Source organism: Streptomyces sp. NPDC050264, assembly GCF_040655895.1.
GTDB lineage: Bacteria > Actinomycetota > Actinomycetes > Streptomycetales > Streptomycetaceae > Streptomyces.
The window spans coordinates 70,337-93,271 of sequence record NZ_JBFAKV010000007.1 but is presented as its reverse complement, the minus strand read 5'-3'; the positions used below and the strand labels follow the sequence as shown (position 1 = coordinate 93,271).

General features: G+C 70.7%; 18 protein-coding genes. 6 read left to right on the top strand and 12 right to left on the bottom strand.

Going from position 1 to position 22,935, the window contains the following annotated elements; all coding sequences use genetic code 11:
* Positions 1–3 precede the first annotated feature (3 nt).
* The 3 genes from AB0J02_RS14355 to AB0J02_RS14345 form a co-directional block, all read right to left on the bottom strand.
* Positions 4–831: an ABC transporter permease gene (locus AB0J02_RS14355; protein WP_363193952.1), complete on the bottom strand. Its 828-nt coding sequence runs from the start codon at positions 829–831 to the stop codon at positions 4–6.
* Positions 828–1,808, bottom strand: coding sequence for an ABC transporter ATP-binding protein (locus AB0J02_RS14350; RefSeq protein WP_363194241.1), 981 nt, complete (start codon positions 1,806–1,808; stop codon positions 828–830). The genes AB0J02_RS14355 and AB0J02_RS14350 overlap by 4 nt, the downstream gene beginning before the upstream one ends.
* A gap of 138 nt (positions 1,809–1,946) precedes the next feature.
* Positions 1,947–3,191: an NYN domain-containing protein gene (locus AB0J02_RS14345; protein ID WP_363193951.1), complete on the bottom strand. Its 1,245-nt coding sequence runs from the start codon at positions 3,189–3,191 to the stop codon at positions 1,947–1,949.
* A gap of 277 nt (positions 3,192–3,468) precedes the next feature.
* Between AB0J02_RS14345 and AB0J02_RS14340 the strand changes: the two genes are divergently transcribed.
* Positions 3,469–3,648 (top strand): hypothetical protein, encoded by a 180-nt coding sequence (locus tag AB0J02_RS14340; protein ID WP_363193950.1) that lies wholly within the window; start codon positions 3,469–3,471, stop codon positions 3,646–3,648.
* 82 nt (positions 3,649–3,730) lie between these two features.
* Here the strand turns inward: AB0J02_RS14340 and dnaE are convergent, their stop codons facing one another.
* A complete protein-coding gene (dnaE, locus tag AB0J02_RS14335; protein ID WP_363193949.1) occupies positions 3,731–7,270 on the bottom strand; it encodes a DNA polymerase III subunit alpha in 3,540 nt (1,179 codons plus the stop codon).
* 179 nt (positions 7,271–7,449) lie between these two features.
* Here dnaE and AB0J02_RS14330 point away from each other — a divergent pair, with 179 nt between their 5' ends.
* From AB0J02_RS14330 to AB0J02_RS14320, 3 genes are read left to right on the top strand one after another with little or no spacing between them, the layout of a single operon-like run.
* Complete coding sequence (locus AB0J02_RS14330) at positions 7,450–8,775, top strand: DUF2252 domain-containing protein (protein WP_363193948.1); 1,326 nt, start codon at positions 7,450–7,452, stop codon at positions 8,773–8,775.
* A 37-nt stretch (positions 8,776–8,812) separates the two neighbouring features.
* Complete coding sequence (locus AB0J02_RS14325) at positions 8,813–9,523, top strand: hypothetical protein (RefSeq protein WP_363193947.1); 711 nt, start codon at positions 8,813–8,815, stop codon at positions 9,521–9,523.
* Positions 9,524–9,578: 55 nt separating this feature from the next.
* Complete coding sequence (locus tag AB0J02_RS14320; RefSeq protein ID WP_363193946.1) at positions 9,579–10,397, top strand: thioredoxin domain-containing protein; 819 nt, start codon at positions 9,579–9,581, stop codon at positions 10,395–10,397.
* A gap of 19 nt (positions 10,398–10,416) precedes the next feature.
* Here AB0J02_RS14320 and AB0J02_RS14315 read toward each other — a convergent pair whose 3' ends face one another.
* Positions 10,417–10,986 carry a dienelactone hydrolase family protein gene (locus AB0J02_RS14315; protein ID WP_363193945.1) on the bottom strand — a complete coding sequence of 190 codons (570 nt, stop codon included), beginning with the start codon at positions 10,984–10,986 and terminating at the stop codon, positions 10,417–10,419.
* Between the two features lie 62 nt (positions 10,987–11,048).
* On the opposite strand from AB0J02_RS14315, the gene AB0J02_RS14310 reads away from it, so the two are divergent.
* Positions 11,049–12,158, top strand: a complete 1,110-nt coding sequence (locus AB0J02_RS14310; RefSeq protein WP_363193944.1) for a mechanosensitive ion channel domain-containing protein — start codon at positions 11,049–11,051, stop codon at positions 12,156–12,158.
* 13 nt (positions 12,159–12,171) lie between these two features.
* On the opposite strand, the gene AB0J02_RS14305 is transcribed toward AB0J02_RS14310, so the two are convergent.
* The 6 genes from AB0J02_RS14305 to AB0J02_RS14280 form a co-directional block, all read right to left on the bottom strand.
* Positions 12,172–12,918, bottom strand: a complete 747-nt coding sequence (locus AB0J02_RS14305) for an SDR family oxidoreductase (protein WP_363193943.1) — start codon at positions 12,916–12,918, stop codon at positions 12,172–12,174.
* A gap of 71 nt (positions 12,919–12,989) precedes the next feature.
* Entirely contained in the window at positions 12,990–14,573 is a 1,584-nt protein-coding gene (locus tag AB0J02_RS14300) for a Na+/H+ antiporter (RefSeq protein ID WP_363193942.1), read from the bottom strand.
* Positions 14,574–14,674: 101 nt separating this feature from the next.
* Positions 14,675–15,148, bottom strand: a complete 474-nt coding sequence (locus AB0J02_RS14295; protein ID WP_363193941.1) for a GNAT family N-acetyltransferase — start codon at positions 15,146–15,148, stop codon at positions 14,675–14,677.
* Complete coding sequence (locus AB0J02_RS14290) at positions 15,145–16,086, bottom strand: RluA family pseudouridine synthase (RefSeq protein WP_363193940.1); 942 nt, start codon at positions 16,084–16,086, stop codon at positions 15,145–15,147. The genes AB0J02_RS14295 and AB0J02_RS14290 overlap by 4 nt, the downstream gene beginning before the upstream one ends.
* Positions 16,087–16,151: 65 nt before the next feature.
* Entirely contained in the window at positions 16,152–16,769 is a 618-nt protein-coding gene (gene lspA, locus AB0J02_RS14285) for a signal peptidase II (RefSeq protein WP_363193939.1), read from the bottom strand.
* Positions 16,770–16,855: 86 nt separating this feature from the next.
* Entirely contained in the window at positions 16,856–17,746 is an 891-nt protein-coding gene (locus AB0J02_RS14280) for a TraR/DksA family transcriptional regulator (RefSeq protein WP_363193938.1), read from the bottom strand.
* 638 nt (positions 17,747–18,384) lie between these two features.
* On the opposite strand from AB0J02_RS14280, the gene ileS reads away from it, so the two are divergent.
* Positions 18,385–21,522: an isoleucine--tRNA ligase gene (gene ileS / locus AB0J02_RS14275; protein ID WP_363193937.1), complete on the top strand. Its 3,138-nt coding sequence runs from the start codon at positions 18,385–18,387 to the stop codon at positions 21,520–21,522.
* 187 nt (positions 21,523–21,709) lie between these two features.
* Here the strand turns inward: ileS and AB0J02_RS14270 are convergent, their stop codons facing one another.
* Positions 21,710–22,921 carry a DivIVA domain-containing protein gene (locus tag AB0J02_RS14270; RefSeq protein WP_363193936.1) on the bottom strand — a complete coding sequence of 404 codons (1,212 nt, stop codon included), beginning with the start codon at positions 22,919–22,921 and terminating at the stop codon, positions 21,710–21,712.
* Positions 22,922–22,935: the final 14 nt, after the last annotated feature.

Here is a 22,935-nt window from a genome sequence, read left to right as displayed (position 1 = left end):
GCGTCACCGGACGGCTGCCCGGCGGTAGGCCCACGTCGCCACGGCCAGCGAGGCGACGCCGACAGCGGCGCAGACGCCCAGGTCGAGCAGGACGACGGCCCAGTCGGGGTGGTCCCCGAAGGTCCGCGCGAGTGCCTCGACGCCGTAGGTCGAGGGCAGCAGATCACGCGCGTACTGCACGATCTGTGGCATCCGGTCGGCGGGCAGCACGCCGAGCAGCAGCGCCGCCGACATCCCCAACTGGCCGAGCAGTGTGGCCAGTTCGGGCCGTGGCGCGAGCAGCCCGAGCGCGGCGCCGAGCCCCGACAGGGCAGCGCCGGCCAGCGGGATGACGGCGACGAGCACCCACAGGTGCGTCAGCGGCAGGTCGAACATGGCACAGCCGACGACTCCGGTGATCACGGTGCCGGGCACGGTGAACGAGGCGTAGGCGCCCGCGGCGCCGAGCACCACGGAGGCGGGCGGTACGGGCAGCGTCGCGTAGTGGTCGAGGCCGCCGTCGGCGCGCAGCTGTCCGAAGTACTGGGCGAGCAGGTTGAGCGCGACGAACGCGACGACCAGCACCGCGGAGCCCGCCACGACGGCCCGCGCCTCGCTGCCGCCCCGGTCGACCACGCCGCGCATCAGGATCATGATCCCGATGGACTGGAAGGTCGCCACGAACAGCAGCGGGATCCGGGCCACCCGGGCGCGGGAGAGCTGGGCGCGGTAGACGGCGGCGAGCGACGGCAGGAATCTCGCCCGGGGCGCGAGCCCGTCCTCGGCGTCCGTGACCGGCGTCCGGTGTTCCCCGGCACGTCGGCGCACGGCCTCCGCGGATACGACACTCATGCCTTCACCAGGCCCTTCACGCTGCTGCGGCTCCCGCCGAGTGCCAAGTACACGTCTTCCAGGCTCGGGGTGGCGAGCGTGAAGTCGTCGAGGTGGTCGAAGGCCGGGCCGCCGGTGACGGCGGCGACGGCGGCGCGGGCCTCGTCGGGCGCGAGCCTGAGGGACCAGCGCCGTCCGGCCTCCACCGCGTGCTCGCGCAGCCTGGCGACCTCGGGCAGCTGTGTCGGCGCCTCCTGGCGCCACAGCAGCTCGACCCGGACCTCACCGGCGACGCGGTCCTTGAGGCCGGCCGGTGAGTCGCAGGCGATCACCCGCCCGCCGTCGAGGACGGCGACGCGGTCGAGGACGGTCTCGGCCTCGATGACGTTGTGGGTGACCAGCAGGACAGTCGTGCCGCGCTCCGCCCGCCGACGGTCCACCGCCGCCCACACGGCACGCCGTGCGACGGGGTCCATGCCGGTCGTGGGCTCGTCGAGCACGAGCAGGGGCCGCTCGCCGACCAGGGCGGAGGCGAAGCACGCGAGGCGCCGCTGGCCGCCCGAGAGCTTCTTCAGCGGGCGTGAGGCGAGCGGGGTGAGCCCCAGCTCCTCCAGGACGTCGTCCCGCTCGGCGCGGGCGTCCTTGAGGGCGAGGCCGCGCAGCCGCCCGGTGGTCTCGGCGGCGAGCGACACGGTCAGCTCGTCGAGGGCGGTCGACTCCTGCCCGAGGTAGGCGAGGATCCGCGCGGCCCGTTCCGGGTGGCGCACGATGTCGTGCCCGAGGATGTGCACGCTTCCTGCGTCGGGGCGCATCAGCCCGGTGAGCTGGCGTACGAGGGTGGACTTGCCGGCTCCATTGGGGCCGAGGAGGCCGAAGATCTCGCCGCGCCGGATGTCGAGCCGCACGTCGTCGGTGGCCCGTACTTGTGGGGTTCCGGGTGCTCCGCGCCGCCCGCGCGCGGCGGGGTAGGTCTTGCTGAGACCCCGCACCGCGCACACGACAGCGGCCCGTTCATGGCCCGGGGCGGCGTCATCGGTGCGCGTACTCACGAAGAACGAGAGTACGGGGTCCGGCCCGCCTCATTGCGCGCGGGGCCGGACATATTAGGCGGGCAGCCCACCTGGCGTGCGGAAATGTCAGCCCCCCGCGGGCGCGTGCTCCGCGGTCCGCACATCGATCTCGCGCCAGAACCCGGCCCTGATCGCGTACCGGTCGTGCTCGTCGATCTGGTCGTCCTTGTGGGCGAGCAGCCCGAACCGCGCCGCGTACCGGAGCAGCTCTCCGTCGATCCGGTGCGGCACCCGCGGATACATGGTCGACAGCTTCTGCAGCTCCACCTGCTCGCCGAGGCGCGCCATCCACCGGCGCGCGAACACCTGGCCGACCTCGTACGGGTCGCCGCTGACCGCGGTGATGTCCTCCTCCCGGTCGGCCCAGCGCTGCTCGGCGGTGGTGAGCTGGGCGAGCGTGGGCAGGGATGCCGCCTCCGGGGGCTCACCGCCGCCTCCGGGGCCGCCGGGGCGCTCCACCCACCCTTTGTCGGAGGACCAGCGCAGCGTCGCGTTGGCGGGGTGCTGTGCGGCCGCCCCGGCCACCGCGCCGGGTCCGCGCAGCGCGGCCAGGTCCTTCGGCGTGGGTACGCCCTTGGCGGCGCCGGTGCGGTCCTCCGCGTCGCCCTCGGTCCGCGCGGCGGGCTCGTGCTGCACGGGCGGCGCGTCCACGCCTTCGCCGGCCGGGCGCCGGGCGGCGGGCGCCGATTCGGGCAGCGGCGCGGAGAGGATCGCGGCGATCTCGGGGCGGGGCACGGGCGAGGGGGCGCAGATCCCGCCGGGTTCCCTGGCGCGTACGGCCTTGGTGATCCAGACGCGGTCGAGCACGCGCCGCTCGTCGGCCTCGGCGACCAGGTCCTCGGACTGGTTGTAGTCGCCGTCGGCGGCCTGTACGGCCCACAGGTGGACGGCGACGCCGTGCTCCTTGGCGGCCATCATGCCGGGCAGCAGGTCGCCGTCCCCGGTCACGAGGACCACGTCCGAACAGGCACGGTTGCGCGCCAGTTCGGTCAGCTCGGCGTGCATCGCCGCGTCGACGCCCTTCTGTGCCCAGCGCCCGTCGCTGCGGGTGAGGGCGCCGAGCCGGACGGTGACCCGGGGCATGACGCGCAGCCTGCGGTGCTCGGGCTGCGGGACGCGGTCGGGGGCGCCGTCGAACCAGTAGATGCGCAGCAGCTGGCGCTCGGTCTCGCTCTCGGCGCGTTCGCGCAGGCCCTGGATGAGGGCGACGTGGTCGACGTGGATCCGGGAGCGGGAGGGCTCGCCCGCGAGGAGGCTCGCGGCGGCCCCCAGGAGATATCCGGCATCCACCAGGACGATGCAACGGTCCACGCGATCCACCCTCTTTCGCCGACTTCCAACAGTCCGGACGCGCTCACGGGGCGGCGCCCGCGGGTTCGCTTCGGGTTTCCTTCGAGTCTGCCCGACCGCGCGGGGGTTAACGGCCCGAACTCGATCTTCGGCGTGGCGGATGGCGTGAAGACGGGGCGAATACGCCCCGACACCCCTTGTCACACAGGGTAATTCCCCGAAATGCGCCCCTTGCCGCCCTATGTGAATCTGAAGCCGACCCTGGCCCCTAGAGATCTCCCTTAGGAGGAAGATCAACATGGCCAAGAACAAGAACCGCAAGCAGGCCGGCGAGCAGAACCGCGCTTCTGGCGCGGAGCAGGCTCCGGAGCAGTCCAAGTCGGCGGTCCCGGAGGCCCAGCCGACGGTGGAGTCGCAGATCATGGGCAACCCGTCGGACGTCGCCCGTAAGCACCAGCGCCGCTTCGGCCACAACTGACGCTCCGTTTAAGGCAGTTGGCACGTGCGAGGGGCGCACCCCAGGATCCGGGGTGCGCCCCTCACGTACGTGACGCTTCGGCTCAGCCCGCCAGACAGGCCGGGCCGAGCAGCACCTTGAGGTCGCCGTAGAGCGCCGGGTCCGGCTTCACGCGGTGCCGGTCGAGCCGCAGCACCGTGGTCTTGCGCGGCCCCTGGAGCTTGATCCGCACCTCGCTGTCGCCCCGGTGGTTGCTGAGGATCTCGCCGAGCCGGCTGATCATCGGCGGGGTGACCTTGAGCGCCGGGATGGTGAGGATCACGGGTGCGTTGGTGCCCGCGTTCGACAGGTCGGGGACCTGCATCTCCATGGCGACCAGCCGCGGCACGTCCTCGCGCTTGTCGAGGCGTCCCTTCACGAACACCACGGCGTCCTCGACGAGTTGGGTCGACACCAGCTGGTACGTCGCCGGGAAGAACATGCACTCGATGGAACCGGCGAGATCCTCGACGGTCGCGATCGCCCAGGCGTTGCCCTGCTTGGTCATCTTGCGCTGCAGGCCCGAGATGATGCCGCCCACGGTGACGACGGCACCGTCGGAGAAGTCGCCGCCGGTCAGCTGGCCGATGCCCGCGTCCGCCTTGTCGGAGAGCACGTGCTCCAGGCCGAACAGCGGGTGGTCGGAGACGTACAGGCCGAGCATCTCCCGCTCCTGGGCGAGCAGATACGTCTTCTCCCACTCGTCGGTGGAGAACTCGACGTCGAGCCCGAAGCCCGGCTCGCTGCTGTCCTCCTCGCCCATGCCGCCGAAGAGGTCGAACTGGCCCTCGGCTTCCTTGCGCTTCACCGCGACCACGTTGTCGATCATCGGCTCGTACTGCGCGGTGAGGCCCTTGCGGGTGTGCCCCATCGTGTCGAACGCGCCCGCCTTGATGAGGGATTCGGTGGTGCGCTTGTTGCAGGCGGTGGCCTCGACCTTGTCGAGGTAGTCGGGGAACGAGTCGAACTTCCCCTTCGCCTTGCGCGAGCGGATGATCGAATCCACCACGTTCGTACCGACGTTGCGGACCGCCTCCAGGCCGAAGAGGATCACGTCGTCGCCCTGGGCGGCGAAGTTGTGGACCGACTCGTTCACGTTCGGCGGGAGCACCCTGATGCCCATGCGGCGGCACTCGTTGAGGTAGACCGCGGACTTGTCCTTGTCGTCCTTGACGGACGTGAGCAGCGCGGCCATGTACTCGGCCGGGTAGTTGGCCTTCAGGTACGCGGTCCAGTAGGTGACCAGGCCGTACGCGGAGGAGTGCGCCTTGTTGAACGCGTAGCCGGCGAACGGCACCAGGACGTCCCACAGGGCCTGGATCGCCGCGTCGGAGAACCCGTTCTTCTTCGCGCCCTCCTGGAACAGGACGAAGTTCTTCGCCAGTTCCTCGGGCTTCTTCTTGCCCATCACGCGGCGCAGGATGTCGGCCTCGCCGAGCGAGTAACCGGCGATGATCTGCGCGGCCTTCTGTACCTGCTCCTGGTACACGATGAGGCCGTAGGTCAGGCCGAGCGTCTCCTTCAGGGGCTCTTCGAGCTCCGGGTGGATCGGCGTGATCTCCTGCCGGCCGTTCTTGCGCTCGGCGTAGTTCGTGTGCGAGTTCATGCCCATCGGGCCCGGCCGGTACAGGGCCGAGACGGCGGAAATGTCCTCGAAGTTGTCGGGCTGCATCTGGCGCAGCAGCGAGCGCATCGGGCCGCCGTCGAACTGGAAGACGCCGAGCGTGTCACCGCGGCAGAGCAGTTCGAAGGTCTTCGGGTCGTCGAGCGGGAGCGAGAGCATCTCCAGGTCGATGCCCTTGCCCGCCCGCACCATCTTGACGGCGTCGTCCATGATGGTCAGGTTTCGCAGGCCCAGGAAGTCCATCTTGAGCAGGCCGAGCGACTCGCACTGCGGGTAGTCCCACTGCGTGATGGTCACGCCGTCCGTGTGCCGCGTCCAGAGCGGGGCGTGGTCGACGATCGGCTCGCTGGACATGATCACGCCGGCCGCGTGCACGCCCATCTGCCGGACCAGGCCCTCGACGCCCTTGGCGGTGTCGATGACCTTCTTGACGTCCGGCTCGTTCTCGTACATCCCCCGGATCTCGCCCGCCTCGCTGTAGCGCGGGTGCTGCGGGTCGGTGATGCCGGAGAGGTCGATGCCCTTGCCGAGGACATCGGCGGGCATCGCCTTGGTGAGGCGGTCGCCCATCGCGTACGGATAGCCGAGCACGCGCGCGGAGTCCTTGATCGCGTTCTTGGCCTTGATCTTGCCGTAGGTGCCGATCATGGCGACCTTGTCGGCGCCGTACTTCTCGGTCACGTACCGGATCACCTCGACGCGCCTGCGCTCGTCGAAGTCGATGTCGACGTCGGGCATGGAGACGCGCTCGGGGTTGAGGAATCGCTCGAAGATCAGGCCGTGCGTGATCGGGTCGAGGTCGGTGATGCCCATGGCGTACGCGACGATCGAACCGGCCGCCGAACCACGGCCCGGGCCCACCGCGATGCCGTTGTTCTTGGCCCACATGATGAAGTCGGCGACGACCAGGAAGTACCCCGGGAACCCCATCTGGATGATGATGTCCATCTCGTATTCGGCCTGCTTCTGCCGGTCCTCGGGGACGCCGCCGGGGTAGCGGCGGTCCATGCCGACCCGGACCTCCTCCTGGAACCAGGTGACCTCCGTGAAGCCGTCGGGGATCTCAAACTTCGGCATGAGGTCACGCTTCTCGAACATGCCGGTGGTGTCGATCTGCTCGGCCACCAGGAGCGTGTTGCGGCAGCCTTCCTGCCAGGCGTCGGAGGAGTCGATGGCGTACATCTCGTCCGTCGACTTCAGGTAGTAGCCCGTGCCGTCGAACCGGAAGCGGTCCGGGTCGGAGAGGTTCTTGCCGGTCTGGATGCAGAGCAGGGCGTCGTGCGCGACGGACTCGTGCGCGTACGTGTAGTGCGAGTCGTTCGTCACCAGCGGCGGGATGCCGAGCTTCTTGCCGATCTCCAGGAGCCCGTCGCGGACCCGGCGCTCGATCTCGATGCCGTGGTCCATCAGCTCCAGGAAGTACCGGTCCTTGCCGAAGATGTCCTGGTACTCGGAGGCCGCCTTCAGCGCCTCGTCGAACTGGCCCAGGCGCAGCCGCGTCTGCAGTTCACCGGAGGGACAGCCGGTGGAGGCGATCAGACCCTCGCTCCACTGCGCGATCGTCTCCTTGTCCATGCGCGGCCACTTCTGCAGCCAGCCCTCGGCGTACGCGTCCGAGGACAGCTTGAAGAGGTTGTGCAGGCCCGTGCTGTTCGCCGCCCAGATGGTCTTGTGGGTGTATCCACCCGAGCCGGACACGTCGTCGCGCTTCTGGTGCGGCTGGCCCCACTGGATCTTCCGCTTGTTGCGCCGCGACTCCGGGGCGACGTACGCCTCGATGCCGATGATCGGTGTGACGCCCGCCTTCTCGGCGGAGTGGAAGAAGTCGTACGCCCCGTGCAGGTTGCCGTGGTCGGACATCGCGATGTGCGTCATGCCCATCTCGTTGCACGCGTTGAACATGTCCTTCAGCCGCGCGGCACCGTCCAGCAGCGAGTACTGGGTGTGGACGTGCAGGTGCGTGAAGGGCGGCTTTGACACGGTTGGTGCTCCAATGGCGAAACGCTGGGCGACGGGGGCGGGGACAGCTTGGAAGTCTACGACCGGCGTGTGACAAGCGACGGGCACTCCGGAGTACGGTCGGGCGTTGGACGGGGCAGAACACCCGTCCTGCGTGTCACACGAGCCCACGCACCACCTGTACCAGGAGGCACCCGGCGATGTCGGTCCCGCAGCCCACCGCTGAGCAGCGCGGCGAGGAAATCCTCGCCGTCTTCGACACCGCGTTCGGCGAGCTCCTCGCCGCCGACCCCGCCGCGTTCCGGGTGAAGTTCCGCAAGATGGCGGCCTCGGCGTTCGCGTTCTACCGCGGTACGGCGTGCCTCTTCTACGGCGACGTGGAGCGCGAGCAGCACGGTGGCCCGTACCTGGACGACCGCACCAGCCGGGTGTGGATCCACGGGGACCTGCACGCGGAGAACTTCGGCACGTACATGGACGCGACCGGTCGGCTGATCTTCAATGTGAACGATTTCGACGAGGCGTTCGTCGGCCCGTTCACCTGGGACCTCAAGCGGTTCGCCGCCTCCGTGGCGCTGATCGGCTACTCCAAGGCGCTGGGCGACGACCAGATCACCGACCTGGTGCGCACGTACGCGACGGCCTACCGCGAGCGCATCCACGCGCTCGCCACGGGCGCCAAGAGCGACGAGGTGCCGCCCTTCACGCTGGACACGGCCGACGGCCCGCTCCTGGACGCGCTGCGCGTCGCCCGCTCGCTGACCCGCTTCGGGCTGCTCGACTCCATGACGGAGATCCGCGACTTCGAGCGCCGGTTCGCCGAGGGCGGCGGCTCCATCGAGCTGGACGCGGCGACGCGCTACAAGGTGCTGGCCGCGTTCGACGGCTACCTGGAGACGCTGCCGGAGTCGTCGCTGTCCCGCCCGGACTCGTACCGCGTGAAGGACGTGGTCGGTCGCCGTGGCATCGGTATCGGCTCCGCCGGACTCCCCTCGTACAACATCCTGCTGGAGGGCAACAGCGACGCCCTCGAGAACGATGTCGTGATCTACATGAAGCAGGGCCAGACCCCGGCCGTCTCGCGGCACATCACCGACCCGGCGATCCGGGACTACTTCCAGCACGAGGGTCACCGCACGGTCATCTCGCAGCGCGCCCTGCAGGCACACGCGGACCCGTGGCTCGGCTGGACCGAGCTGGACGGATCGGGTCAGCTCGTCGCCGAGGTGTCGCCGTACGCGGTGGACCTGGACTGGGGCGACATCGACGACCCGGAGGAGATCACGGCGGTCGTCGCCGACCTCGGCCGGGCCACGGCGGCGATGCACGCGGCGGCGGACGACCTGTCGGGCCAGTCCCTCGTGCCGTTCTCCACGGAGCGCGCCATCGACGCGGCGATCGCCGCCGACGAGGACGGCTTCGCGGGCCTGCTGGTCGACTTCGCGCACACCTACGGGGCACGCGCGCGTGCGGACCACCAGATCTTCGTGGACCTGTTCCGCAACGGCCGGATTCCGGGCCTGTAACGCACAGGCACCCTTTAGGCATCGCCTACAGGAAGCCATGGCACACTCCTCCGCGATGGACGACATATCCGGGGCCGTTTCCGGGGCCCAGCTCAGAGCCGTGCGCGCGGCGCTGTTCACGGCGCTCGTCGTGACGCTCTCCGCCGCGTCGCACGTCCTGCTGTCCCGGGCCCCGCTGCCGCTGACGACGGTCGCCGCGATCGCCGTCGCCGTCTTCGTGATCGCGTACGCGCTGGCCGGCCGGGAGCGCGGCTTCGGCCGGATCGCGGCGCTGCTCGTCCCGCTGGAGCTGGCCGCCGACACGGTCTTCACCACCGGCCAGCACGTCTGTTACGGCGAGGCGGGCGGCCCGGTCGCCGGTCCCCTGCGCTCGTTCGGCTTCGACGTGCTGTGCGGCGGGACCGTCGGCACGCCGCTGGCCCGGATGACCGGCGGCACGACCGACAAGGCCGCCGCCCTGCTCGCCCACAGCGACCCGGCGGCGTCCTGGCTGCTGCTCGGAGCGCACGTCACGGTCGGGCTGCTCGCGGCCGGCTGGCTGCGCCGCGGTGAGCAGGCGCTGGCCCAACTGCTGCGCGCCGTCGCCGCGTTCGCGTTCCGCCCGCTGCTGATCGCCTTCGCCGCGGTCACCGTCGACCGGGAGCGGGCCCCGCGCGGGCCGCGCCCCGCCACCCGCGTGCGGGCCGCCCGTACGCGCCTGCAGTTGCACTCCGTAGGACGGCGCGGACCGCCGTGCCCGGCTGCCTGAGCCCGAGCACGACAGTCCCCCGAACCTCTCTCACGAACCCACGGAGCAACAGATCATGAGCAAGCGCAACAGCCAGCAGGCGAAGACCGCGGCCCGCGAGCGGCTGCGGGTCGAGCGCGAGCGCCAGGCCAAGAAGGACAAGGCGAAGCGGCAGGCGGTCGTCGCCGGTTCCATCGTCGCGGTCCTGGCGATAGCCGGCGTCGCCAGCTACCTGGTGATGCAGGGCAACAAGCCCTCCTACTGGGAGGCCGCGAAGGACGACGCCCTGGTGGCGCCCAAGAACACCAGTGGCAAGAACAACACCACGGTGATCCTCGGCAAGGACTCGGCCAAGAAGACGATCATCGCGTACGAGGACTCGCGCTGCCCCGTCTGTGCCGCCTTCGAGCAGGCCGTCGGCCCGACGCTCAAGAAGGACATGGACGACGGCAAGTACAAGATCCAGTACGTCGGCGCCACCTTCCTCGACACCAACCTCCAGGGCGAGGGCTCGAAGAACGCGCTGAGCGCGCTCGGTGCCGCCCTGAACGTGTCCAAGGACGCCTTCTGGGACTACAAGGAAGCCCTCTACTCCACGAAGTGGCACCCGGAGGAGACCAGCGACAAGTTCAAGGACGACGCGTACCTCATCAAGATCGCGAACACCGTCCCCGCGCTGAAGAACGACAAGACCTTCCAGAAGGACGTCAAGGGCGGCACCTTCGACAAGTGGGCCCTGGAGATGTCGAAGGGCTTCGACGACAACAAGTACGGAGTGCAGGGCACCCCGTCCTTCGTCCTCGACGGCAAGAAGCTCACCGGCTCCGACGGCGAGAACGCGCCGAGCACCGTCGACGACTGGAACACCGCCGTGGACAAGGCCCTCAAGGGCTGACCCGGGCCCGCCCGGTCCCTCAGAGGGTCTCCAGGAAGCCGAGCGCCACCCGCCAGGTGGCCTCGGCGGCCTCCTCGTCGTAGTCGGGCAGATCGGGGTCGGTGTAGATGTGGCCGGCCCCGGCGTAGCGGTAGACCTCCACGTCCGCGCCCGCGCGCCCCATCTGCAGGTACCAGGCGGTCAGCCAGTCGTCCGTCTCGAAGGGGTCGGGCTCGGCTACGTGCAGCTGGACCGGCAGCTCGTCCACCGACGCGTTCGCCGCGAGGTCGGACGTGCCGTGCAGGAGCAGCAGTCCCTTCGCCTTGGCGTCGCCGAGGGCGAGGGTCTGCGCGGTGGCGGCGCCGAACGAGAATCCCGCGTACACGAGGCCCCGGTCGGAGTAGGGCGCGGCGGCCAGTACGGCGCGCTTGAGCAGCTCGTCCTTGCCGATCTCGTCCCGGTGGGCCATGCCCTCCTCGACGGTGTCGAAGGTGCGGCCCTCGAAGAGATCCGGGGTCCACACCTCGTGCCCGGCGCCGCGCAGCCGGTCGGCCGCGGCCTCCACGGCGGGCCGCAGTCCGTACGTGGAGTGGAAAAGCATGATGTTCATGAGGCCCATGGTGCCAGGAACGCCACAGGTTAGAGGCGGCCGATCCCGGTTACCGTCGAAGCATGGAGAACGTACTGCGCCCGCTGATCGTTGTAGGTGGCTCGGTCGTGCTCACACTCCTTCTCGGGTGGGCCCTCGACCGACTGCTGCAACGCACCGACCGACGCCACCACGAGACTCCATTGTGGGGACTGCTGCGCCGCTGCCGCCTGCCGTTCCAGTTCGTGCTCTGCGCGGCCCTGCTGAGAGGGTCCTACGACCAGGCGAAGATCAGTAAGGAGCACTCGGCCGGCATCGGACAGACGCTGAGTCTGGTCCTGATCGGCGCCACCGCATGGCTGATCGTGCGGATCGCCACCGCCGTCGTCGAGTCGTCCTACGCCCGCTACGCCACCAGCCACCGTGACGCGGCCCGGGTCCGCCGGGTGCGCACCCAGGTCACGCTGATCCAGCGCATCGTCATCGCGGTCGTGGGCGTCATCGCGATCTCCGCGATGCTGCTGACGTTCCCCGCGTTCAAGGCCGCCGGCGCCTCGCTGCTGGCCTCGGCCGGCATCCTGGGCATCGTCGCCGGTGTCGCCGCGCAGTCGACGCTCGGCAACCTCTTCGCGGGGTTCCAGATCGCGTTCGGCGACATGGTGCGGATCGGCGACACCGTCGTCGTGGACGGCGAGTGGGGCACCATCGAGGAGATCACCCTCACGTTCCTCGCCGTACGCACCTGGGACGAGCGCCGGATCACGATGCCTGTGTCGTACTTCACGTCGAAGCCGTTCGAGAACTGGTCGCGCGGCGGATCCCAGATGACCGGCACCGTCTTCTTCCACCTCGACCACAGCGCCCCCGTGCCTCTGATGCGCGAGAAGCTGCACGACATCCTGCTCGACAGCGCCGCCTGGGACGGCCGCGACTGGAGCCTGGCCGTCACGGACACCACGCCCAGCACGATGCAGGTGCGCGCCGTGGTCACGGCCAAGGACGCGGACGACATCTGGACGGTCCGGGTCGCGGTCCGCGAGCAGCTGCTGCGCTGGCTGACCGAGCGGCATCCGTACGCGCTGCCGCGGATCAACACGGCGACGGCCCTGATCGCCCCGGAGGACATGGCGACGTCCCTCCCGGACCACGTGCTCACGCACAACGGCCGCGCGCCCCGCACGGGCCGCGGCTGACCGCCCCGGGGCTTCAGCGCCCCCGTTCCTCCCCGCCGTTGACCTGGATGATCTGCGCGGTGACGTGCCCGGCGGCCGGCGACGCGAGCCAGGTCAGCGTGGCGGCGATGTCGTCGGGCGAGCCGGCGCGTCCCGTCGGGATGGCGCCGACCCGCCGCCCGTACTCCTCCTCGGACATCTCACGCCCGAAGAACCCGGTCTCCTCGACATAGCCGGGCGCGACCGCGTTCACGGTGATGCCGCGCGGCCCGAGCGCCTTGGCCAGGTCGAAGGTGTAGGGGTGCAGGGCCGCCTTGGCTCCCCCGTACGAACCGTTGCCGGAGCCGCGCAGGGCGGCGATGGAGGAGAGGAAGAGGACCCGGCCGCCCGGCGCGGCGAGGTGGTCGCGCAGCGCCTCGGTCAGCAGGACCGAAGTGAGCGTGTTGATACGGAAGTTGGCGGTCCACTCGTGCGCGACGGCGTCGAGCGGGTCGCCCCCGTCCCCGCCCCCGGGTTCCCGTGCGCCGAGCCCGCCGGCGCTGTGCACCAGCACGTCGACCGTGCCGCCGAACGCGTCGAGGGCGAAGTCGGCGGCGCCGCGCGCCCCTTGGACCGTACCGAGATCGGCGGCGAAGGTCAGGGCGCCCGCCACCCCGGCCTTGTCGAGGACGTCGGCCCGCCGCCCGAGCAGCAGGACCCGATCTCCCGCGGCGGCGAAGGCCTGGGCCGCCGCGAGCCCGATTCCCGTACCACCACCGGTGATTACCACGTTGCGTGCCATGGGCGCGAGCGTAGGCCGTCGAGCGTGCTCGAAGTGCGGGCAATGAACCAAGCCGGTGAACAAGCCCCCGCCTAACGCAGGCTGCGCACATCCAGCTGTCGTAGCACCCGGTCGACGATCTCGGGGTCGGCCCCGGGCTCGCTGCGCGCGGCCAGCACCTCGTGGCGCGCCGCCGACAGCATCTCGTTCTGGATCCGCCGCACCCGCTTGATCCGGGCGAAGCGCGCCTGGGTCGAGCGCCGTTCCTCCGCGCCCATCTCCGGGTTGATGCGCAGCCCGATGTCGTACGCCCGCCGCAGCATCTGCTCCTGCACCTCCTCCGGCAGCTCCTCGACGTCCTCGATCTCCTTGAGGCGTCGCTTCGCGGCCTTCGCGGCGCGCAGCGCGAGCTGCTTCTCGTACTCCACCTCGCTCTCGGTGTCGGCCGTCACCTTCAGCTTCTTCACCAGCCACGGCAGGCTCAGCCCCTGGAGCACGAGGGTCGCCATGATGACCCCGAAGGCGATGAAGACGATCTCGTCCCGGTCCGGGAACGGTGACTTGTCGTCCATGGTCAGGGGGATGGCGAGGGCCAGGGCCACGGAGGCCACACCGCGCATCCCGGACCACCACATGATGACGGTCTCGCGCCAGCTCACCGGGATCTCCTCGGCGATGTCGCGCCGCGCGTGCAGCCGCTGGGTCACCCAGGTCATCGGCAGCAGCCACAGCAGGCGTACGACGATGACGACGCCGACGACGGCGGCCGCCCAGCCGAGCATCTCGCCCCAGCGCCCCTCCGCCGTCCGTACGACGTTGTGCACCTCCAGGCCGATGAGCCCGAAGGCGACACCGGTGACGAGGGTGTCGACGACGTCCCAGAAGGCGCGGCCGGTCAGCCGCGTGAGCACGTCGTCGGCGTCGAAGGCGCGCTCGGCCAGGAACATGGCGACGGTGAGGACGGCGAGGACGCCCGAGCCCTTGAGCTCCTCGGCCAGCACGTAGGAGGCGTACGGGACCAGGAGCGTGAGGCCGATCTGGAGCGTGGCGTCGCCGAGGTAGCCCATGAGCCGGTTGGCCGCCCAGCCGAGCCCGACACCGACGGCGACGGCGACGACCGCGGACAGGACCAGTTCGAGCGCGGCGTGCGGCAGCGAGAAACTGCCGCTGACGGCGGCGGCGATCGCGACGTGGTAGAGCACGATCGCGGTCACGTCGTTGAACAGTCCCTCGCCCTCCAGGATCGACACCAGGCGCCGGGGCAGGCCGAGTTGACCGGCGACGGCGGTCGCGGCGACCGGGTCGGGCGGCGCCACGAGCGCGCCGAGCGCGACGGCGGCGGCGAGCGGCAGACCCGGCACGACCGCGTGCGCGACGCCGGCGACCGCGGCCGTGGTGACGAAGACGAGCGCGACGGCGAGCAGGAAGATGGGCCGTTTGTTGGCCGCGAACTGCCGCCATGAGGTGCGGTGCACGGCCGCGTAGAGCAGGGGTGGCAGCACCAGCGGAAGGATCAGGTCCGGTGGGATGTCGACGTTCGGCACGGCGCGGATCAGGGCCAGGACGATACCGAGCAGCGTCATCAGGACGGGCGCGGGCAGCCCGAGCCGGTCGCCGAGCGGCACGCTCAGGACGGCCCCGAGCAACAGCACGAACAGCAGGGCCAATTGATCCACGGGTGCTCCGACCAGAGTCGACGATCAAGGACGTTCCGGCCTCAAGAGTGCCACGCGTATCCGGGCAAACCGCCCTACGGCCCGAGCCGCGCCCCGCAGATCTAGCCCAGGCTCTTGCGCATCGCCCGGTGCGGAATCCCCGCGTCCGGGAACTCGGGCCCGTACACGGCATAACCGAGCCGCTCGTAGAACCCCAGCGCATGCGTCTGCGCATGAAGATCGACCGCGGCGAGCCCGCGCTCGCGAGCCGCGTCCTCGATGGCCCGGACCAGAGCCGCGCCCACGCCCAGGCCGCGGGCGGCCTTCGCCACGGCCAGCCGCCCGAGCGCTCCGACGTCCGCGGCCCCGCCGTTCTTCACCGCGGCGGCGGCGCCGGTCAGCAGCCGGCCCGTCCCGAGCGGCAGCCCGTCCTCCCGGACCGCCAGCACATGCACGGCCCCGGCGTCGTACTCGTCGTATTCGAGATCCTCGGGAACGCCCTGCTCACCGACGAAGACCTCCTTGCGCACGGCGAAGCAGGACGCGCGGTCCGCGTCGGCCTCGGCCACCCGCACGACGTAGACGCCGGCGCTCACTCGCTCTCCGCCCGGACCCGGTCGAGCGCGGTCTGCAGGTCCTCGGGGTACTCGCTCTCGAACTCGACCCACTGCCCGTCGGCCGGGTGCTCGAACCCGAGCCGCACCGCGTGCAGCCACTGCCTGGTGAGGCCGAGCCGCTTGGCGATCGTCGGGTCGGCGCCGTACGTCAGGTCGCCGACACAGGGGTGCCGGTGCGCGGACATGTGCACGCGGATCTGGTGCGTGCGGCCCGTCTCCAGCTTGATGTCCAGCAAGGACGCGGCCCGGAACGCCTCGATGAGGTCGTAGTGCGTGACCGAGGGCTTGCCCTCCGCCGTCACGGCCCACTTGTAGTCGTGGTTCGGGTGGCGCCCGATCGGTGCGTCGATGGTGCCGCTCATCGGGTCGGGGTGGCCCTGCACGAGCGCGTGGTAACGCTTGTCGGGCACGCGCTCCTTGAACTGCCGCTTCAGCGACGTGTACGCACGCTCGGACTTGGCGACCGCCATGAGCCCGGAGGTGCCGACGTCGAGGCGGTGCACGATGCCCTGCCGCTCGGCGGCACCGGACGTGGAGATCCGGTACCCGGCGGCGGCGAGCCCGCCGATGACGGTCGTCCCGGTCCAGCCCGGGCTCGGGTGGGCGGCGACGCCGACCGGCTTCACGATGACCACGATGTCGTCGTCGTCGTGCACGATCTCCATGCCCTCGACGGGCTCGGCGACGATCTGCACCGGAGCGGGCGCCTGCGGCATCTCCACTTCCAGCCAGGCCCCGCCGTGCACCCGCTCGGACTTGCCCACGACCGAACCGTCCACCGTGACCTTCCCGGCGGCGGCGAGCTCGGCGGCCTTGGTGCGGGAGAAGCCGAACATGCGGGAGATGGCGGCGTCGACGCGCTCGCCCTCCAGGCCGTCGGGCACGGGCAGGGTTCGGATCTCGGGAATGGTGCTCACCCGTCGAGTATGCAGGAGCACACCGACAGCCCCGCACCACAGCCCCCGCTCAGGGGCCCCGTGGGTCAGTCCTTGTGGACGGTCCCGTCCGGGTCGATCCCGCGGAAGGAGAGCAGCACGATCAGGATGCCGCCGCACACGATCGCGGAGTCGGCGAGGTTGAAGACCGGATAGTTCTTCGGCGCGATGAAGTCGACGACGGCACCCTCGAAGACGCCCGGAGCGCGGAAGATCCGGTCGGTCAGGTTGCCGATCGCCCCGCCGAGCAGCAGCCCGAGCGCGATCGCCCAGGGCGTGCTGTAGAGCTTCTTCGCCAGCCGCGCGATGACGACGATCACCGCCGCGGCGATCAGTGTGAAGACGATCGTGAAGGCCTCGCCGATGCCCCAGGCGGCCCCGGGGTTGCGGATCACCTCCAGCTGCAGCCAGTCACCCAGGATCCGGATGGAGTCACGGTGCTCCAGCTTCGCGACCACGGCCAGCTTGCTGCCCAGGTCCAACGCGTACGCCAGAGCGGCCACGGCGAACAGCACGGCGATGCGCCGCCTGCCCCTGGGCCGCTCGGCGACGGCCTCGTCGGCCGGCGGGGCCGTCGCCGGGTCCGTCCCGTCGGCCTTCTCCGGCTCCGCTGCCCCCGCCTCGGGGGAATCCGGCGTACCGATGATGCGCTCCGCCTCTGTCACGTGAGTCCCTCAACCTAGGTACCTGACTGAGGACGAGAGTACGGCACCCGCGCGCGACGGCCCCAGGGACGGTGCGGCCCCGGGCCTCAGTAGCGGCGCTCCTGCTGCTGCTTGCACTCCACGCACAGGGTCGCCCGCGGAAAGGCCTGCATGCGCGCCTTGCCGATGGGCTTCCCGCAGTTCTCGCAAAGCCCGTACGTACCGGCGTCCAGCCGCTCCAGGGCCCGCTCGGTCTGCAGCAGCATCTCCCGCGCGTTGGCGGCCAGCGACATCTCGTGCTCGCGCGTGATGTTCTTCGTCCCGGTGTCGGCCTCGTCGTCCCCGGCCCCGTCCCCGGAGTCCCGCATCAGACCGGCGAGCCCCTGCTCCGACGCCTCGATCTCGCTCCCCAGCCGCAGCGCCTCGCTCTGCAGCTCGGCGCGCGCCTCCTCGACCTCGTCCGGGGTCCAGGGGTCCTCACCGGGCCGGACGGGCAGCTCGCCGGGCTCCACGGCGGACGCCCGCGCCTTGGGAACCGCGCCGGGCTTCTTCGCCGCCGTGGCCGTGCCCTGAGTCTTCTTCGCAACCACTGTCGTGGCTCCCGTCGTCTTCGCGGCCTCGGCCGCGCCCTCGGCGGCATCGGCACTGCCCTTGGCCGCGCCTGCCGCCGTCTTGGCCGTACCGGCCGTCTTCTTGGTCGTACGCTTCCCCGTCGCGGCCTTCCCGCCACGCGCGACAGCGCTGTCGCCCTCCTTAGGAGGCGTGGTCCCAGGAGAGGCCTTCTTAGAAGGCGTGGCCTTCGCAGGGGTGCTCTTCGAAGAGGTGCTCTTCGAAGGGGTGGTGCTTTTGCTCGCCGCCTTCTTGGCGGTACGTGCCTTCTTCTCCCCCACGTCCTTGCCGGCGGCCCCGCCGGAGGCTCGGGCCGCCGCGCCGGAGGCACCCGCGCCCGTGGTTCTGCCGGACGCCGACTGCTGAACGGCGGTCTTTTTCGCCACCATGGCCGCGGCCCCTTCACATATTGTGATCTTGCACGCGAATCGTGCTGGGACGATAAATCGGCGCCGGGCCCGCGGCAACGGGGCACAGGGCCCGATCCGGCTGTCCCGCGCCCCCCGCGCGACGAATCCGCAGACGTTCTGCCCGCTCCCGGCCTGGTGTTCCGCCGGTATTCCGCCGGGGAATCAGCCCCCTGCCCGCCCACCCCGCGCCTGCCGGGCGACCAGCCGGGATCAGTCACGGTACGTATCGCCATTCGGGTCACCGCGCGCAGTCGCACGCCCCGCCCGCGGACCCCGCGGAAACCGGTCGGCCGCCCCTCGCCCGGCGCCGTACACTGGGCGCAGCGAGAAGCGTGGATGGGGCCGAGTAGCGGCGTACGCAGCCAAGAGCGATCCGGGGTCGGTGGAAGCCCGGAGGCGAGCGCGAAGCGAAGATCACCCCGGAGCCGCCGGAAGAACGTCGCAGTGCGTGCGCAGCGGCCAGTAGACCCGGCATCGCGACCCCAATGAGGGGGCTCACCGGAGCACACCAGGCACCGGCGGGCCAAGGAGGGTGGTACCGCGGGAGCGCGCCGCACACGGCGCAGCAGCCTCTCGTCCCTCCGACGGAGAGAAGCACGTCCGCCGGAGGAAGACTGATGACGCAGTACCGCCAGGTGCCCGCCCAGGTCGATCTGCCCGCCCTCGAGCACGCGGTGCTCGACTTCTGGCGCGAGCAGAAGATCTTCGCCAAGACCCTGGAGCAGTCCGAGGGGCGCCCCGAGTGGGTGTTCTACGAGGGCCCGCCCACGGCCAACGGCATGCCGGGCGCCCACCACATCGAGGCCCGCGTCTTCAAGGACGTCTTCCCCCGCTTCCGCACCATGCGCGGCTACCACGTGGCCCGTAAGGCGGGCTGGGACTGCCACGGCCTCCCGGTGGAGCTGGCGGTCGAGAAGGAGCTCGGCTTCAGCGGCAAGAAGGACATCGAGGCGTACGGCATCGCCGCGTTCAACGACAAGTGCCGCGAGTCCGTGCTGCGGCACACCGACGCCTTCGCCGAGCTGACGACCCGCATGGGGTACTGGACCGACCTCGACGACCCCTACGTCACGATGGACCCCGAGTACATCGAGTCCGTCTGGTGGTCGCTGAAGGAGATCTTCAACAAGGGCCTCCTCACCCAGGACCACCGCGTCGCCCCCTGGTGCCCGCGCTGCGGCACCGGCCTCTCCGACCACGAGCTGGCGCAGGGGTACGAGACGGTCGTCGACCCCTCGGTCTATGTCCGTTTCCCTCTCACCTCCGGTCCGCTGGCGGGCCAGGCCTCGCTCGTGGTCTGGACGACGACGCCCTGGACCCTGGTGTCGAACACCGCGGTCGCCGCGCACCCCGAGGTCCGCTACGTCGTGGTGAGCGACGGCCGGGAGAAGCTCGTCGTCGCCGAGCCGCTCGTCGAGAAGTCGCTCGGCGAGGGCTGGGAGCCGACCGGTGAGTCCTTCACCGGCGCCGAAATGGAGCGCTGGAAGTATCAACGCCCGTTCGAGCTGGTCGAGTTCCCGGCCGAGGCGCACTATGTGGTCAACGCCGATTACGTGACGACCGAGGACGGTACGGGTCTGGTCCACCAGTCCCCCGCCTTCGGTGAGGACGACCTCAAGGTCTGCCGCGCGTACGGTCTGCCGGTCGTCAACCCGGTCCGCCCCGACGGCACCTTCGAGGAGGACGTCCCGCTCGTGGGCGGCGTCTTCTTCAAGAAGGCCGACGAGGCGCTCACCGCGGACCTGGGCAACCGCGGCCTGCTCTTCAAGCACCTCCCGTACGAGCACAGCTACCCGCACTGCTGGCGCTGCCACACGGCGCTGCTGTACTACGCGCAGCCTTCCTGGTACATCCGCACCACGGCCGTCAAGGACCGTCTCCTCCAGGAGAACGAGAAGACCAACTGGTTCCCGGAGACCGTCAAGAACGGCCGCTTCGGCGACTGGCTGCAGAACAACATCGACTGGGCGCTCTCCCGCAACCGCTACTGGGGAACCCCGCTGCCGATCTGGCGCTGTGAGGAGGACCACCTCACGTGCGTCGGCTCCCGCGAGGAGCTGTCGCAGCTGACGGGCACGGACCAGTCGTCCCTCGACCCGCACCGCCCGTACATCGACGACATCACGTTCACCTGCACCCACGAGGGCTGCGCGGCGACGGCGGTGCGCGTCCCGGAGGTCATCGACGCCTGGTACGACTCGGGCTCGATGCCGTTCGCGCAGTGGGGCTACCCGTACAAGAACAAGGAACTCTTCGAGTCCCGGTACCCGGCGCAGTTCATCTCCGAGGCGATCGACCAGACGCGCGGCTGGTTCTACACGCTGATGGCCGTCGGCACCCTGGTCTTCGACAAGTCGTCGTACGAGAACGTGGTCTGCCTGGGCCACATCCTCGCCGAGGACGGCCGCAAGATGTCCAAGCACCTGGGGAACACCCTGGAGCCGATCCCGCTGATGGACCGGCACGGCGCCGACGCGGTGCGCTGGTTCATGGCGGCCGGCGGCTCCCCGTGGGCGGCCCGCCGCGTGGGCCACGGCACGATCCAGGAGGTCGTCCGCAAGACGCTCCTCACCTACTGGAACACGGTCGCCTTCCAGGCTCTGTACGCCCGTACGTCGGGCTGGGCGCCCAGCGCGGCGGACCCGGCCCCGGCCGAGCGCACGGTCCTGGACCGCTGGCTGCTGTCGGAGCTGCACCAGCTCACGGCCGAGGTCACCACCGCCCTGGAGGCGTACGACACCCAGCGCGCCGGCAAGCTCCTCTCGGCGTTCGTCGACGACCTGTCGAACTGGTACGTGCGCCGTTCGCGCCGCCGCTTCTGGCAGGGCGACAAGGCCGCGCTGCGCACCCTGCACGACGTGGTGGTGACCGTCACGCAGCTGATGGCGCCGCTCACCCCGTTCATCACGGAGCGGGTCTGGCAGGACCTGGTCGTCCCGGTCTCCCCGGACGCCCCGGAGTCGGTGCACCTGTCCGCGTGGCCGGAGGCCGACCGCTCGGCGATCGACCCGACCCTGTCGACGCAGATGGACCTGGTCCGCCGCCTGGTGGAGCTCGGCCGCGCCACGCGCGCGGAGTCGGGCGTCAAGACCCGCCAGCCGCTGTCGCGCGCGCTGGTCGCGGCGTCGGGCTTCGACGCACTCAGCACGGACCTGCACGCGCAGATCACGGAGGAGCTGAACGTCTCCTCCCTGGCCTCCCTCTCGGAGGTCGGCGGCAGCCTGGTCGACACCACGGCCAAGGCCAACTTCCGCGCGCTCGGCAAGCGCTTCGGCAAGCGCGTCCAGGACGTCGCGAAGGCGGTGTCCGCGGCGGACGCGGCGGCGCTCTCCCTCGCCCTGCGCGAGGGCACGGCGTCGGTCGAGGTCGACGGCGAGACGATCACGCTCGCCCCCGACGAGGTCATCATCACGGAGACCCCGCGCGAGGGCTGGTCCGTGGCCTCGGACTCCGGCGCGACCGTGGCACTGGACCTGGAGCTGACGGAGGAGCTGCGGCAGGCGGGCCTGGCCCGTGACGCGATCCGGCTGATCCAGGAGGCGCGCAAGAACAGCGGCCTGGACGTCGCGGACCGTATCGCCCTGCGCTGGACGTCGACGGACCCGGCGGTGATCTCGGCCCTGTCCGAGCACTCGGGCCTGATCGCCGACGAGGTCCTCGCCACGGACTTCGCCCAGGGCGAGGCGGACGCCGACTACGGTGACCCGTTCACGGACGAGGGCCTGAGCCTGGTCTTCCGTCTCCGCAAGGCGTAGCGGCAAGGCCTGACAGTCCACGAAGGGCCGGGCCCCACCGGGAGTTCTCCGGTGGGGCCCGGCCCTTCCGCGTATCCGCACGCCCGCACAGCCGTGGGCGCGGAAAAGGCCCCGGCCCGGATCGCAGAAACGATCCGGGCCGGGGCCTGAATGAACGCCGACGCCTTTTCAGGCGCTAGGGGCGCGCCTAGTTGTCGTCCTCGTCGATGAGGAACCCGCGCATCGGCGACGGGGCCTGCTGCATCGGCTGCGGCGGCTGCGGCCGCACCGGCGCCATCGGCTGCGTCATCGCGGGCGACATCTGCTGCTGGTTGCCGTACGACGGGCCACCGGGGGACGGCTGGCCGCCCATCGCCGGGTTGCCGCCGTAGGACGGGGCACCCGCACCGGCCGGAGCCATCGAAGGCGCCGGGGACGGCGGCAGCGAGGCGGTCGCCGGGGTACGCGGCGGAGCCAGCGAGTCGTCGGCCTGGGTCTCCAGCTGACGCAGCTGCGACTCCAGGTAGGACTTCAGACGCGTGCGGTACTCGCGCTCGAAGCCACGCAGGTCCTCGACCTTGCGCTCCAGCGTGGCGCGGGCGGACTCCAGGGAGCCCATCGCGACGCGGTGCTTCTCCTGCGCGTCCCGCTCCAAGGCGTCGGCCTTGGACCGGGCGTCACGCTCGAGACCCTCGGCGCGGCTGCGCGCCTCGCCGACGATCTTGTTCGCCTCGGAGCGGGCCTCGGCGATCGCCTGGTCGGCGGTCTGCTGGGCCAGCGAGAGGACACGGGCGGCACTGTCGCCACCGGGGCCCTGACCCTGCTGCTGCATCTGCGGACCGCCGTGGCCGCCCATGGGGCCGCCCATCGGACCGCTCAGCTGAGGCTGACCCATCGGGCCCTGACCCATCGGACCCTGACCCATCGGGCCTTGGCCCATGGGGCCCTGGCCCATCGGACCCTGACCCATCGGGCCCTGGCCCTGCGGACCCTGACCCTGCTGCGGGCCATGGCCACCGGGACCGGCCGGAAGCTGCGGGGCACCGCTCGGCAGCTGCGGCGGACCGCCCATGGGGCCGCCCATCTGCTGCTGCGGCGGGCCCGATATGCCGGCGGGCACGGGGGCGCCCGGACCGCGCATACCCTGCGGGGGTCCCTGCTGCTGGTCCTGCGGACCGCCCTGGCCCTCGGGGCCACCGGGGCCGGGGCCCTTGCGCATACCACCCTGCTGCTGGTTCTGCGCGGCAGCGCGTGTGGCAGCGGCCAGCTTGGCGCGCAGGTCCTCGTTCTCGCGGAGAAGGCGGGTCAGTTCGGCTTCGACCTCATCGAGGAAGGCATCGACCTCGTCCTCGTCATAGCCTTCTCGGAGGCGGACGGTCGTGAACTGCTTGTTCCGCACGTCCTCGGGGGTCAACGGCATCTCTTCACCTCAAC

Bases quoted from the DNA above. Each gene is read 5' to 3' on its own strand.
- AB0J02_RS14355 (WP_363193952.1), bottom strand. From the start codon at position 831: ATGAGTGTCGTATCCGCGGAGGCCGTGCGCCGACGTGCCGGGGAACAC.
- AB0J02_RS14340 (WP_363193950.1), top strand. From the start codon at position 3,469: ATGGCCAAGAACAAGAACCGCAAGCAGGCCGGCGAGCAGAACCGCGCT.
- AB0J02_RS14330 (WP_363193948.1), top strand. From the start codon at position 7,450: ATGTCGGTCCCGCAGCCCACCGCTGAGCAGCGCGGCGAGGAAATCCTC.
- AB0J02_RS14325 (WP_363193947.1), top strand. From the start codon at position 8,813: ATGGCACACTCCTCCGCGATGGACGACATATCCGGGGCCGTTTCCGGG.
- AB0J02_RS14320 (WP_363193946.1), top strand. From the start codon at position 9,579: ATGAGCAAGCGCAACAGCCAGCAGGCGAAGACCGCGGCCCGCGAGCGG.
- AB0J02_RS14315 (WP_363193945.1), bottom strand. From the start codon at position 10,986: ATGAACATCATGCTTTTCCACTCCACGTACGGACTGCGGCCCGCCGTG.
- AB0J02_RS14310 (WP_363193944.1), top strand. From the start codon at position 11,049: ATGGAGAACGTACTGCGCCCGCTGATCGTTGTAGGTGGCTCGGTCGTG.
- AB0J02_RS14305 (WP_363193943.1), bottom strand. From the start codon at position 12,918: ATGGCACGCAACGTGGTAATCACCGGTGGTGGTACGGGAATCGGGCTC.
- AB0J02_RS14280 (WP_363193938.1), bottom strand. From the start codon at position 17,746: ATGGTGGCGAAAAAGACCGCCGTTCAGCAGTCGGCGTCCGGCAGAACC.
- ileS (WP_363193937.1), top strand. From the start codon at position 18,385: ATGACGCAGTACCGCCAGGTGCCCGCCCAGGTCGATCTGCCCGCCCTC.
- AB0J02_RS14270 (WP_363193936.1), bottom strand. From the start codon at position 22,921: ATGCCGTTGACCCCCGAGGACGTGCGGAACAAGCAGTTCACGACCGTC.